General features: G+C 73.1%; 11 protein-coding genes. All 11 read right to left on the bottom strand.

The annotated features are described in order from the left end of the window. Positions 1-18: 18 nt before the first annotated feature. Positions 19-1,338 carry a glucarate dehydratase family protein gene (locus tag ACZ5CZ_RS11190; protein ID WP_468941523.1) on the bottom strand — a complete coding sequence of 440 codons (1,320 nt, stop codon included), beginning with the start codon at positions 1,336-1,338 and terminating at the stop codon, positions 19-21. 139 nt (positions 1,339-1,477) lie between these two features. After that, on the bottom strand, positions 1,478-2,482 hold the full coding sequence (locus ACZ5CZ_RS11185; RefSeq protein WP_468941520.1) for an adenosine deaminase: 1,005 nt from the start codon (positions 2,480-2,482) through the stop codon (positions 1,478-1,480). Between the two features lie 20 nt (positions 2,483-2,502). Then, on the bottom strand, positions 2,503-3,408 hold the full coding sequence (locus ACZ5CZ_RS11180; protein ID WP_385844638.1) for a ribonuclease Z: 906 nt from the start codon (positions 3,406-3,408) through the stop codon (positions 2,503-2,505). 6 nt (positions 3,409-3,414) lie between these two features. Further along, positions 3,415-3,768, bottom strand: a complete 354-nt coding sequence (locus ACZ5CZ_RS11175) for a histidine triad nucleotide-binding protein (protein ID WP_385844637.1) — start codon at positions 3,766-3,768, stop codon at positions 3,415-3,417. Positions 3,769-3,843: 75 nt separating this feature from the next. Further along, positions 3,844-7,062 (bottom strand): S41 family peptidase, encoded by a 3,219-nt coding sequence (locus ACZ5CZ_RS11170; RefSeq protein ID WP_385844636.1) that lies wholly within the window; start codon positions 7,060-7,062, stop codon positions 3,844-3,846. Positions 7,063-7,123: 61 nt separating this feature from the next. Continuing rightward, positions 7,124-7,645: a hypothetical protein gene (locus ACZ5CZ_RS11165; protein ID WP_468941513.1), complete on the bottom strand. Its 522-nt coding sequence runs from the start codon at positions 7,643-7,645 to the stop codon at positions 7,124-7,126. A gap of 95 nt (positions 7,646-7,740) precedes the next feature. Then, positions 7,741-8,133, bottom strand: coding sequence for a VOC family protein (locus ACZ5CZ_RS11160; RefSeq protein ID WP_385844633.1), 393 nt, complete (start codon positions 8,131-8,133; stop codon positions 7,741-7,743). A 16-nt stretch (positions 8,134-8,149) separates the two neighbouring features. Next, on the bottom strand, positions 8,150-8,896 hold the full coding sequence (locus ACZ5CZ_RS11155; RefSeq protein ID WP_468941509.1) for a 16S rRNA (uracil(1498)-N(3))-methyltransferase: 747 nt from the start codon (positions 8,894-8,896) through the stop codon (positions 8,150-8,152). Continuing rightward, a complete protein-coding gene (locus tag ACZ5CZ_RS11150) occupies positions 8,893-9,981 on the bottom strand; it encodes a nitronate monooxygenase (RefSeq protein ID WP_385844630.1) in 1,089 nt (362 codons plus the stop codon). The genes ACZ5CZ_RS11155 and ACZ5CZ_RS11150 overlap by 4 nt, the downstream gene beginning before the upstream one ends. A gap of 378 nt (positions 9,982-10,359) precedes the next feature. After that, complete coding sequence (gene dnaJ / locus ACZ5CZ_RS11145) at positions 10,360-11,496, bottom strand: molecular chaperone DnaJ (RefSeq protein WP_385844629.1); 1,137 nt, start codon at positions 11,494-11,496, stop codon at positions 10,360-10,362. Continuing rightward, complete coding sequence (gene hrcA / locus ACZ5CZ_RS11140) at positions 11,497-12,513, bottom strand: heat-inducible transcriptional repressor HrcA (RefSeq protein ID WP_385844628.1); 1,017 nt, start codon at positions 12,511-12,513, stop codon at positions 11,497-11,499. It abuts the gene before it with no gap. Positions 12,514-12,563 lie beyond the last annotated feature (50 nt).

The following is a 12,563-nucleotide window of genomic DNA, read 5'->3' as shown; positions in this document are numbered from 1 at the left end:
CCGGTGAGCCGGGGCCGGCTACCAGCGGGGCATGTCCGGTGTCCGCCAGCCGGGTTCGGCCACCCGCATCGCCGCCGCGTCGTCGCGGTCGCGCAGCGAGCCGTCGTCCTCGGCCCAGCGCCGGTGCAGCCGCGCCAGTTCGTCGCGGTCGAGTTCGACGCCGAGTCCGGGTGCGTCGGAGACGGCGACCCGGCCGTCGGTGAAGGTCAGCCGCTCGGTGAGGACGTCCTCCGACTGCCAGGGGTAGTGCGAGTCGCAGGCGTGGTGGAGGTTCGGCACGGTCGAGGCGACCTGGGTCATGGCGGCGAGGCTGATGCCGAGATGGGTGTTGGAGTGCATGGACACCCCGACCCCGAAGGCGGCGCAGATCGCGGCCAGCCGCTGGGTGTTGCGCAGTCCGCCCCAGTAGTGGTGGTCGGAGAGGACGACCTGGACGGCGTCGCGGGTGAACGCCTCCTTGATCTCGCCGAAGGTGGTCACGCACATGTTGGTGGCGAGCGGGATGGTGGTCGCGGCGGACACCTCGGCCATGGCGGGCGTGCCGAGCGTCGGGTCCTCCAGGTACTCGAGGACGTCGCCGAGTTCCTGGGCCACCTTCAGCGAGGTGGCGACCGACCAGGCGCCGTTGGGGTCGAGGCGCAGCGGGTGTCCGGGGAAGGCCTCGGCGAGGGCGCGTACGGCGGCGATCTCCTCCTCGGGCGGGAAGACGCCGCCCTTGAGCTTGAACGACCCGAACCCGTGCCGCTCCTTGAACCGCCGGGCCTGGGCCACGACCCCGGCCGGATCGAGGGCGGCGCCCCAGTCGTCGGTCTCGGCGCGGACGCCCTCCGGGTGCGCGGCCCACTTGTAGAACAGGTAGGCGCTGTAGTCGACGGCGTCGCGCACCTTGCCGCCGAGCAGGGCGTGCACGGGCAGTCCGAGCGCCCGGCCCTGGGCGTCGAGGCAGGCGACCTCGAAGGCGGACAGCACGGACAGCCGCAGCTTGTCGGCGCTCTGCACGCCGCGCAGTCCGCCGGCGTCGACGTCGCCGTCCACCCGTGAGGCGTCGACCCCGAGGTCGAACTCGAAGAGGATGTTCACATCCATGACCGACCGGCCGGTGAGGCGCTCGGCGAGCGGCCGGGCCAGCTCCAGGTACTTGGTGTCCCCGTAGGTCTCGCCGAGCCCGGTCACCCCGTCCGCGGTGACGACCTCCACGATCAGCCGGGGGGTGTACGGCTGGTGCACGCCCTGGGTGTTCAGCAGCGGCGGGTCGGCGACCAGGATCGGGGTCAGTCGCACCTCGGCGATGGTCAGATCACGGCTCACGGGGCGACTCCTCGGGCAAACGCCGTCCATGTATGAGAACTCAGGCTATGGAGGCGAACGAGAGATCGTCAATGGCGCGCACACGAAAAGACGCCGGGGCGCGCCCATGTACCCGGACAGCGCCCCCGCACTCCTCGGCGGAACCGCCCGCCGTACCCGCGCGCACCGCCTACGAGACGGCGTCCCCGAACTCGTACGCCGCCACCTCGGCGAGGTAGCGGGCTCTGCGGTCTTCGTCGTCCTCCAGGAAGGAGGCGAGGAAGGAGTTGCGGGCCAGTTCGCGCAGCCGGTCCTGGGAGAGGCCCAGGGTCCGGTGCACGGCCGCGAAGTTGTCGCCGACGTAGCCGCCGAAGTACGCCGGGTCGTCGGAGTTGACCGTGCACAGCAGCCCGGCGTCGAGCATGGCCGGGAGCGGGTGGTCGGCGAGGGTGTCGACGGTGCGCAGCCGGACGTTGGACAGCGGGCACAGGGTCAGCGGGATCCGCTCCCGGACCAGCCGCTCGACCAGCGCGGGATCCTCCATGCAGCGCAGGCCGTGGTCCACGCGCTCGACGCCGAGCACGTCCAGCGCCTCGGTGATGTACTCCGGCGGCCCCTCCTCACCGGCGTGCGCGACCCGGCGCAGCCCGAGCGCGGCGGCGGCCTCGTACACCTCCCGGAACTTCACCGGCGGATGCCCGACCTCCGCGGAGTCCAGGCCGACCCCGGTGATCCGGTCCAGGTACGGCCGGGCCGCCTCCAGGGTCGCCAGGGCCGACTCGGCGGACTCGTCGCGCAGGAAGCACAGGATGAGCCGGGTGGAGATCCCGTGCTGCTCCTCGCTGCGGCCGAGCGCCCGCCACAGCCCCTCCACGACCGTCCCCATGGACACACCGCGGGCGAGGTGGGCCTGCGGGTCGAAGAAGATCTCCGCGTGCCGCACGCCCTGTGCGGCGGCCCGCGCGAGATAGGCGTCGGCCAGGTCCGCGAAGTCCTGCTCGGTGCGCAGGACGGCCATCAGCTCGTAGTAGAGGTCGAGGAAGGACTGGAGATCCTCGAACTGGTAGGCCTTGCGCAGCTCGTCCGTGTCCGCGTACGGCAGCTCGACAGCGTTGCGCGCGGCCAGCTCGAACGCCAGCTCGGGCTCCAGGGTGCCTTCGATATGGAGGTGCAGTTCTGCTTTGGGGAGGGGCATCAAAGCATCGTACGGCCGGATCACCGTCGTTTCGGTACGGGGACCCGCTGAAGGTCGTACGCCACCGTCAGCTCCCCCTCGAAGCCGGCCGCCCGGGCCTGCCGCTCGAACTCCTCCGGTTCGGAGTACCGCTGGCTGAAGTGGGTCAGCACCAGGTGCCGTACCCCGCCGTCCCGCGCCACCCGCGCCGCCTGCCCCGCCGTCAGATGACCGTGCTCCACGGCGAGTTCCTCGTCCTCGTCGAGGAAGGTGGACTCGATGACGAGCAGGTCGCACCCCTCGGCCAGCGCGTACACCCCGTCGCACAGCCGGGTGTCCATGACGAACGCGAACCGCTGCCCGCGCCGCACCTCGCTGACCTGCTCCAGGGTGACGTCCCCGAGCCGGCCCGCGCGCTGGAGCACCCCCACGTCCGGACCCGTGATCCCGTGCGCGGCGAGCCGGTCCGGCAGCATCCGGCGGCCGTCGGGCTCGGTCAGCCGGTAGCCGAAGGACTCCACCGGATGGGACAGCCGCCGGGCCTCCAGGGTGTACGACGGCGTGTCCGCGAGGACGCCGTCGGCCGCGACCGGGGCCTCGGTCAGCGAGACCGTCTCCCGGTAGGCCGTCGCGTACCGGAGCCGGTCGAAGAAGCGCTGCCCGGACCGCGGGTAGTGCGCGGTGACCTCGTGCGGCACCTGGTCGAGGTTGATCCGCTGGATCACCCCGGCGAGGCCGAGGGAGTGGTCCCCGTGGAAGTGCGTGACGCAGATCCGGTTCAGGTCGTGCGCGGCCACCCCGGCGCGCAGCATCTGCCGCTGGGTTCCCTCGCCGGGGTCGAAGAGGATGCCCTCGCCGTCCCAGCGCAGCAGATAGCCGTTGTGGTTGCGGTGCCGGGTCGGGACCTGGCTGGCGGTGCCGAGGACCACCAGTTCACGTACGGACACGCCGGCTCACCCGGGAGGCCATTCGAGGCCGCGGCCGCCGAGGACGTGCGCGTGGGCGTGCCAGACGGTCTGGCCGGCGCCGCTGCCGGTGTTGAAGACGGTGCGGTAGCTGTCCAGCTTTTCCTCGTCGGCGACGGCCTGGGTCTCGGCGAGAACGTCGGCGGCGAGCTGCGGGGCCTGCGCTCCGAGTTCGGCGGCGTTCGCGTAGTGGGCCTTGGGGATCACCAGGACGTGGGTGGGGGCCTGGGGGTTTATGTCGCGGAACGCGATGGTCGTCTCGGTCTCGCGGACGACCGTCGCGGGGATGCTGCCTGCGACGATCTTGCAGAACAGGCAGTCGTCCTGGGGTTCGCCTGGCATGCGCGCCTCCTGTTGATCAAGTCCGTGGGCATCGTAGTCGTTCGGCGGCGGGCCGCACACGGCCGGCCGCGCCGCTCAGTCGGGCATCCCCGGCGGAGTTTTCGCGGGTCGCTCCTCCAGCGCCTCCAGCGCGAGCGCGACCGCCGCGTCCAGCTGGGTGTCCCGGCCCGCCGCCCAGTCCTGAGGCCGCTGTACGACCTCCACGTCCGGGTCCACGCCGTGGTTCTCGACGTCCCAGCCGGCCCCCTCCAGCCACATCGCGTACTTCGGCTGGGTGACCAGGGTGCCGTCGACCAGGTGGTAGCGGCTGTCGATGCCGATGATGCCGCCCCAGGTGCGGGTGCCGACGACCGGGCCGATGCCGAGGGCCTTGATCGCCGCGTTGACGATGTCGCCGTCGGAGCCGGAGAACTCGTTGGCCACGGCGACGACCGGTCCCCGGGGGGCGTCGGCGGGATAGCTGGTGGGGCGCATGCCGCGCGGGATGTCCCAGCCGACGATCCGGCGGGCCAGCTTCTCGACCACGAGCTGGGAGGTGTGGCCGCCGCGGTTCTCCCGGACGTCGACCACCAGCCCCTCGCGGGCCACCTCGACGCGCAGGTCGCGGTGGATCTGGGCCCAGCCGGGGGCCTGCATGTCGGGGACGTGCAGGTAGCCGAGGCGGCCGGCGGAGGCCGCGTGGACATGGGCGCGGCGGTCGGCGACCCAGGCGTGGTAGCGCAGCGGTTCCTCGTCGGCGACGGGGACGACGACGGTGTGCCGGGGTTCGCCGCCGCCCGCCGGGGAGATCGTCAGCTCGACGGGGTGGCCGGCCGTGCCGACCAGGAGGGGACCGGGGCCGAGGACCGGGTCGACGGGGTGTCCGGCGACGGCGATGACGGCGTCACCGGGGCGGACGGCGGCGCCGGGCGCGGCCAGCGGGGAGCGGGCGTCGGGGTCGGAGGTCTCCGCCGGCAGGATCCGGTCGATGCGCCAGCTGCCGTCGGGGTGCCGGGAGATGTCGGCGCCGAGCAGGCCCTGCCGGGCGCCGCCGCCGGCGCCGCCGCGCGGGATGACATAGGCGTGCGAGGTGCCGAGTTCGCCGTGCACCTCCCACAGCAGATCGACCAGGTCGCTGTGGGTGGCGAGGCGGCCGAGGAGCGGTCGGTAGCGGTCGAGGACGCCGGACCAGTCGACACCGCCGAGGTCGGGGCGCCAGAAGTGGTCCCGCATGAGGCGGCCGGTCTCCTCGTACATCTGCCGCCACTCCACGGCCGGGTCGACCGTCTGGCGGACCCGGGCGAGGTCGACGGTGATGCTGCTGTCGCCGTCGTCGTCGGTGCCGGTGCGGCGGTCGCTGGGGACGACCCGGAGCCGGCCGTCGGTCCACAGCAGGACCCGCTTGCCGTCGCCGCTCACCTCGAAGTGGTCGGCGTCGGAGGCGAGGTGCTCCAGGCGGCGCTGGGCGAGGTCGTAGCGTTCCAGCTCGGTGTGCGGGGCGGGGTCGTCGGGGTGGGCGCGGGAGGCGCCGAGGACGCCGTGCACGGGGTGGCGCAGCCAGAGGACGCCGTCCTTGGCGGCGCGCAGCGTGGAGTAGCGGCCGGCCTCCACCGGGAAGGGCACGATCCGGTCGCCGAGGCCCTCCAGGTCGATCCGGGTGGCGGGGGTGCCCTCGCTGTCCGGGGTCTCGTCCTTGTCGGCGGCCTCGAAGGGGCGGCCGTGGCGCTGCGGGCCGAACGGGGAGGGGGTGGTGGCGGCCAGGGTGATCAGGTGCGGGCGGGCGCCGACCACGAACGCGAGATCGAAGACGTGTTCGTCGTAGACCGGGTCGAAGGCGCGGTTGGAGAGGAAGGCGAGGTGTTTGCCGTCGAGGGTGAAGGCGGGCGCGTAGTCCTGGAAGCGCAGCGGGGTCGCCTCGGTGACCGAGAGGTCGGTGGTGTGGGCGATGCGGAGCTGGCAGAGCGGGCGCGGGCCGGGGTGGGACCAGGCGAGCCAGGCGGAGTCCGGGGAGAAGGCCAGCCCGGAGACCTCGCCGTCGTCGCTGCGGTCGACCTCGCGGACCTCGCCGGTCTCCCGTTCGACGAGCAGCAGCCGTCCGTCGTGGGCGGCCACGGCGGCCCGGCTGCCGTCGGGGGCCATGGCCAGCTCCAGCACCCGGCCGAGCCGGCCGGCGGCGAGCCGGCGCGGGGTGGCGCCGGGGGCGAGTCCGGTGGCCGGCGCGAACTCCAGGGCGTCCTCGCCCTCGGCGTCCGTCACCCACACCGCCCACTCCTCGCCCTCGGTGCGGAAGGTGCGCGGGAGCCGGGCGCGGACCCCCGGGGTGGCGGCGAGGGCGCGGGCGGGCCCGGAGCGGTGGGTGACCCAGTGGACTCCGCCGCGCACGGACACGGCGCTGCCGCGCGCGGTGTGGTCGGGGCAGGCGGCGCCGAACCAGCGGGCCGCGTTCACCGGGTACGGGCGCAGGTCCAGGCGGGGTCCGCCGAGCCGGATGCCGAGCGGGCGCGGCTCGGCGCCCTCCAGGTCGTCCAGCAGCAGGAGTTCACCGCCCGAGGCGTACACGACCCGGGTGCCGTCACCGGCCGCGTGCCGGGCGTAGAAACCCTCGATCGGGGTGTGGCGGCGCAGGTCGGAGCCGTCGGCGAGGGAGGAGTACAGCGCGCCGGTGCCCTCGTGGTCGGAGAGGAAGGCGATGCGGTCCCCGGCCCACACGGGGCACTCGATGTTCCCGTCGAGGTCGGCGTGGAGCCGGACGAACTCGCCGTCGCCCTCGCGGTCGATCCACAACTTGCCCGCGGTGCCGCCCCGGTAGCGCTTCCAATGGGCGGCCTCGCGGCCCATCGGTACGGACAGCAGCACGGTGGCGGGGCCGGTGGCCACATCGCCGACCGGGCCGTACGGCAGGGTCTCGGCCGGTCCGCCGTCCAGCGGGACGGCGTGCGCCCAGGTGTGCCGGGAACTGGGCCGGCCGTGCGCGCCGAGCGCGAGGACCCGCCCGTCGGCGGTCCAGCCGCACACCTCGGTACGGCGGTTGCCCCAGTAGGTCAGCCGTCGGGCGGGGCCGCCGTCGACGGGGGCGACATGGACCTCGGGGGCGCCGTCCCGGGTGGAGGTCCAGGCGAGGAAGGCGCCGTCCGGTGATATCCGGGGCCGGGTCACCGGGACGTTGTCGGCGCTGACCCGCCAGGCCCGGCCGCCGTCGAGCGGGGCGAGCCAGACGTCGTCCTCGGCGACGAAGGTCACCAAGTCGCCGCGGAGATGGGGAAATCGGAGATAGCCCGGCACCGCCGCGGTCCCCGTCGAAGCACCCTGAGTCACCTTGTCACTGTACGCAGTGGCCGGTGTCCCCCGCTCCCGGTTCGGATCACTTCACGCCGTCTCATTTGCCCTGCACGGGCCAGCAGGTGGGGTCGCCCTTGCACCACAGGGTCCGGGTGACGGTGACCGTCACGGTGGGCCGGCCGCCGGGCGCATAGGTGGGCGGCCGGTACGTCGGCCCGGGCGTGGCGGCGCAGTCGCCGAGCCCGCTGACGTGGAACACCTGCCGTCCGCCGACCTTCCCGGTCAGGTCCCCGCGCACACAGGCCCCGTCGACCGCCTTGGTCACCCGCCCGGTGACGGTGATCTTCCGGCCGTCCTTGGTCCGGCCCCGGCAGTCGACGGAGACGACGTCGGTCTCGCTCGGCGAGGGCGTCGCCGCCCCGGCGCCCCGACCGCCGTACCGTCCGGTGCAGGTGAGCCAACTGACGTCCACGTGCTGCTGCTTGAGCCTGGCCGTCGCCGTGGTGCCGGTGGTGTAGGCGGCAGTGGCGGAACCGAGCCCGCCGGGCTGGCAGCCCACCAGGGCACCGCCCGCCACGACCACGAGCGACACCGGCAGAATCCGTCTCAACGCCCCCATACAGGCAGCGTCCCACCACCGCGCCCGCGCCGGAAGGGCACATACGGCCACTCACCCGTTCGGGCCGGGGCAAGTGCCCGGCGAGGGCGCCTCGGTCAGCCGCGCAGCAGCAGCCACTCCTGGAGTTCCACCAGGTTGCCCTCCGGGTCCTTGAGGTGGGCCACCCGCATGCGGTCGGTCAGGGCGGCCGGGCCGTGCAGCAGGGCGGCGCCACGGGCGGTGATCTCGGCGCAGTAGGCGTCGAGGTCGTCCACGCGCAGCACCACCAGGGAGCGGTGGCCGGTGGCGACAGTGCCCAGTTCGGCGAGGACCTCGGCCATCATCGCGCGGTCCTGCAAGGCGATCCCGGCGGACCCGGTGTGCGGGCTGAACTTCTCGTACGGCCCCTCGGCCGCGCCGGACTGCGGCTTGAGGCCGAGGACCTCGGCGTAGAAGCGGTAGCAGGCGGCGAAGTCGGTGACGAGCAGGCGTACCTGGGCGAGTTCCATGGTGTCCCCCGGTGGGTCAGGACCAGCGGCCGGTGCGGCCGAGGAGCAGGGCCGCGGCGGCGGTGCCGGCGGTGGAGGTGCGCAGCACCGAGGGCCCGAGCACACAGGTCCTGGCACCGGCCTCCTCGAAGAGCGCCAACTCGTCCTTGGACACGCCCCCTTCCGGCCCGACGACCAGCACGATCTCGCCCTGTTCAGGGAGTTCGGCGGTCGCCAGCGGCTCGCTGGTGTGCTCGAAGTCGGAGTGCAGCACGGCGGCGAAGTCGGCCCCGGCGAGCAGTGCCGCGACCTGCTTGGTGGTCGCCGCGTCCGCGACCTCGGGGAAGCGGACCCGGCGGGACTGCTTGCCGGCCTCGCGGGCGGTGGCCCGCCACTTGCCGAGCGCCTTCAGCCCGCGGTCGCCCCGCCACTGGGTGATGCAGCGGGCCGCCTGCCAGGGCACGATCGCGTCGACGCCGACCTCGGTCATCGTCTCCACGGCGAGTTCGCCCCGGTCGCCCTTGGGCAGGGCCTGTACGACGGTGATGCGCGGGCTGGGCGCCGGCTCCTCCCGGACGTCCGCCAGCTGGACGATCAGCCGGTCCTTGCCCTCGCTGCCGATCACCTCGCCGACTCCGTACCGTCCGGCGCCGTCGGTGAGGACGACCTCCTCACCGGGCTGAAGCCGCTTGACGGAGACCGCGTGCCGGCCCTCCGGCCCGTCCAGCACATAGCGGTGGCTGTGCGCGTCGACATGCTCGACCACGAAAACCGGGGCGGTCATCGCAGGTCACCTCCATGGTCCGTGACGTCCGACAACGCTGTCCGGGCGGCGTCGAGTTCCTCGGCCAGCACCTCCACCAGCCGCCCGGCCGGCAGTTCCCGGGCCAGCCGGTGTCCCTGCCCCGCCCACAGCGCCATGCCCTGCGCGTCCCCGGCCTGGGCGGCGGCCTTGCGCAGCGGGACGGTGAGGTGGTGGATCTCCGGGTAGGCGGCGGGGGCGTACGGGCCGTGCTCGCGCAGGAACCGGTTGACCAGTCCGCGGGCCGGCCGGCCGGAGAAGGCGCGGGTCAACTCGGTGCGCGCGAACAGGGGGTTGGTGAGAGCCTGCTTGTGCAGGGGGTGCGCACCGGACTCGGGGGTGGCGAGGAAGGCGGTGCCGAGCTGCGCCGCACAGGCCCCGGCCGCGAGGACGGCGGCGATCTGGCTGCCGCGCATGATGCCGCCGGCGGCGACGACCGGGAGGCGCACGGCCTCGCGGATCTGGGTGACGAGGGACAGCACTCCGATGCCGGAGGCGTCGTTCTCCGTCAGATCCCGGTGCGTGCCCTGGTGACCGCCGGCCTCCACGCCCTGCGCGATCACCGCGTCCGCCCCGGCCCGCTCGACCGCGCGGGCCTCCTCCACGGTGGTGGCGGTGACCAGGGTGACGGTGCCGGCCCGGCGCAGCCGCTCGAGCGTCTCCTCGCCGGGTACGCCGAAGTGGAAGGAGACCACCGGCACCGGGTTGTCGAGGAGGACGGCGAGCTTGGCGTCGTAGCCGTCGTCCCGTCCGCTGTCGGGGTCGCCCAGCTCGGTCTCGTACCAGGCGGCCTCACCGGCGAGCTGATGGGCGTAGACCTCCACCGCGCCGGACTCCGCGTACTCCGGCTGCGGCATGAACACGTTCACGCCGAAGGGGCGGCCGGTGAGCCCGCGCAGCTGCTTGATCTCCTGGTACATCCCGTCGGCGGTCTTGTAGCCGGCGGCGAGGAAGCCGAGCCCGCCGGCCTCGGAAACGGCGGCGGCGAGCCGCGGGAGGGAGACACCGCCCGCCATGGGGGCCTGCACGATCGGGTGGGGCAGGAGATCGGTCAGCGCGGAGGACATGACCGCATGTTGTCACGTCCTTCGAACAGTTCCGAATCGGGGCATCCGACGGCATAGGCCGGGGGCATAGGGGGCCGAAGGCCCACTTTCGCGGGCCACTTCACCCCCGCCCCCGGCACCGGATCAGCGGCCGACGACCGCGTCCGTCAGCGCCCGTTGAACGCATCCTTCAGCCGCGAAAACAGCCCCTGCTGACCCGGCTGACTATGCCTGCCCGGGGGGCAGCCCCCGGACCCCCGGCCGCCCGGCAGCTCCCGTCAGCGCCCGTCAGCGCCCGTTGAACGCATCCTTCAGCCGCGAAAACAGCCCCTGCTGACCCGGCTGACTATGCCTGCCCGGGGGGCAACCCCCGGACCCCCGGCCGCCCGGCAGCTCCCGTCAGCGGCCGTTGAACGCATCCTTCAGCCGCGAGAACAGCCCCTGCTGACCCGGCTGGAACTGGCCCTGCGGGCGCTCCTCGCCGCGCAGCGCGGCCAGCTCGCGCAGCAGCCGCTCCTGCTCGGGGTCCAGCTTGGTCGGGGTCTGCACCTCGACGTGCACGACCAGGTCGCCCCGGCCGCCGCCGCGCAGATGCGTGACACCGCGGTTGTGCAGCGGAATCGACTGCCCGGACTGGGTGCCCGGCCGGATGTCGACCTCCTCCATGCCGTCCAGCGTCTCCAGCGGCACCTTGGTGCCGAGCGCCGCCGCCGTCATCGGGAGGGTGACCGTGCAGTGCAGGTCGTCGCCGCGCCGCTGGAACATCGGGTGCGGCAGCTCGTGGATCTCCACGTACAGATCGCCGGCCGGACCGCCGCCCGGCCCGACCTCGCCCTCACCGGCGAGCTGGATCCGCGTGCCGTTGTCGACACCCGCGGGGATCTTGACGGTGAGCGTGCGCCGGGAGCGGACCCGGCCGTCGCCGGCGCACTCCGGGCACGGGGTCGGCACGACGGTGCCGAAGCCCTGGCACTGGGGGCAGGGCCGGGAGGTCATGACCTGGCCCAGGAAGGACCGGGTGACCTGCGAGACCTCACCACGGCCCCGGCACATGTCACATGTCTGGGCGGTGGTGCCCGGCGCCGCGCCCTCGCCGCTGCACGTGTTGCAGACGACCGCGGTGTCGACCTGGATGTCCTTGGTGGTCCCGAAGGCCGCCTCGTCCAGCTCGACCTCGATCCGGATCATGGCGTCCTGGCCGCGCCGGGTGCGCGAACGCGGCCCGCGCTGCGAGGCCGTACCGAAGAACGCGTCCATGATGTCGGAGAAGTTGCCGAAGCCGCCGGCGCCGAAGCCGCCAGCGCCGGCCCCGCCCGACTGCGAGAGCGGGTCGCCGCCGAGGTCGTAGACCTGCTTCTTCTGCGGGTCCGACAGCACCTCGTAAGCGGCGTTGATCTCCTTGAACCGCTCCTGGGTCTTCGGATCGGGGTTGACGTCCGGGTGCAGCTCGCGCGCGAGCCGACGGAACGCCTTCTTGATCTCATCCTGCGACGCGTCGCGGCGCACGCCGAGAACGGCGTAGTAGTCCGTGGCCACTTACGACTCCGCCAGGATCTGTCCGACGTACCGTGCCACTGCGCGTACCGCTCCCATCGTTCCCGGGTAGTCCATGCGTGTCGGTCCGACCACGCCGAGCTTGGCAACCGCCTCGCCGCCCGAACCGTAGCCGACCGACACCACGGACGTGGAGTTGAGTCCTTCATGGGCGTTCTCGTGCCCGATACGCACGGTCACGCCCGGATCCTTCGCCTCGCCGAGGAGCTTGAGGAGCACGACCTGCTCCTCCAGTGCCTCCAGGACGGGCCGGATCGTGAGGGGGAAGTCATGTCCGAAGCGGGTGAGATTGGCGGTACCGCCGATCATCAGCCGCTCCTCGTTCTGCTCGACGAGGGTCTCCAGCAGGGTGGAGAGCACCGCGGAGACAGTACCGCGGTCCTCGGCCTCGAAGGCCTCCGGCAGATCCTCGACCAGCTTCGGCACGTCCGCGAACCGGCGGCCGGCGACCTTGCTGTTCAGCCGGGCCCGCAGATCCGCGAGCGAGGCCTCCCCGAACGGCGCCGGGCAGTCGACCATCCGCTGCTCGACCCGTCCGGTGTCCGTGATCAGCACGAGCATCACACGCGCGGGAGCGAGCGAGAGCAGCTCCACGTGCCGGACGGTGGACCGGGTCAGCGACGGGTACTGCACGACGGCGACCTGCCGTGTGAGCTGCGCGAGCAGCCGCACGGTCCGGGCCACCACGTCGTCGAGGTCGACGGCGCCCTCCAGGAAGTTCTGGATCGCCCGCCGCTCGGGCGGGGTCATCGGCTTGACGCCCGCCAGCTTGTCGACGAACAGCCGGTAGCCCTTGTCCGTGGGGATCCGCCCCGCACTGGTGTGCGGCTGCGCGATGAACCCCTCGTCCTCCAGGGCCGCCATGTCGTTGCGGACGGTCGCCGGGGACACTCCGAGGTTGTGCCGCTCGGTCAGGGCCTTGGAGCCGACCGGTTCCTCGGTCCCGACGTAGTCCTGGACGATCGCGCGCAGTACCTGAAGCCTGCGTTCACTCAGCATTGCGCGCGCACCTCCAGCACGTCGTCCCCTCGGGTCCCTCGCCGTCGGCC

The organism is Streptomyces sp. NPDC031418 (assembly GCF_055581605.1).
This window is presented reverse-complemented; position numbering and strand designations above follow the sequence as displayed.

What these genes read in the sequence shown, in the direction of transcription:
- ACZ5CZ_RS11190 (WP_468941523.1), bottom strand. Translation starts at nt 1,338, where the DNA reads ATGGACGGCGTTTGCCCGAGGAGTCGCCCCGTGAGCCGTGATCTGACC.
- ACZ5CZ_RS11185 (WP_468941520.1), bottom strand. Translation starts at nt 2,482, where the DNA reads ATGCCCCTCCCCAAAGCAGAACTGCACCTCCATATCGAAGGCACCCTG.
- ACZ5CZ_RS11175 (WP_385844637.1), bottom strand. Translation starts at nt 3,768, where the DNA reads ATGCCAGGCGAACCCCAGGACGACTGCCTGTTCTGCAAGATCGTCGCA.
- ACZ5CZ_RS11165 (WP_468941513.1), bottom strand. Translation starts at nt 7,645, where the DNA reads ATGGGGGCGTTGAGACGGATTCTGCCGGTGTCGCTCGTGGTCGTGGCG.
- ACZ5CZ_RS11160 (WP_385844633.1), bottom strand. Translation starts at nt 8,133, where the DNA reads ATGGAACTCGCCCAGGTACGCCTGCTCGTCACCGACTTCGCCGCCTGC.
- ACZ5CZ_RS11155 (WP_468941509.1), bottom strand. Translation starts at nt 8,896, where the DNA reads ATGACCGCCCCGGTTTTCGTGGTCGAGCATGTCGACGCGCACAGCCAC.
- ACZ5CZ_RS11150 (WP_385844630.1), bottom strand. Translation starts at nt 9,981, where the DNA reads ATGTCCTCCGCGCTGACCGATCTCCTGCCCCACCCGATCGTGCAGGCC.
- hrcA (WP_385844628.1), bottom strand. Translation starts at nt 12,513, where the DNA reads ATGCTGAGTGAACGCAGGCTTCAGGTACTGCGCGCGATCGTCCAGGAC.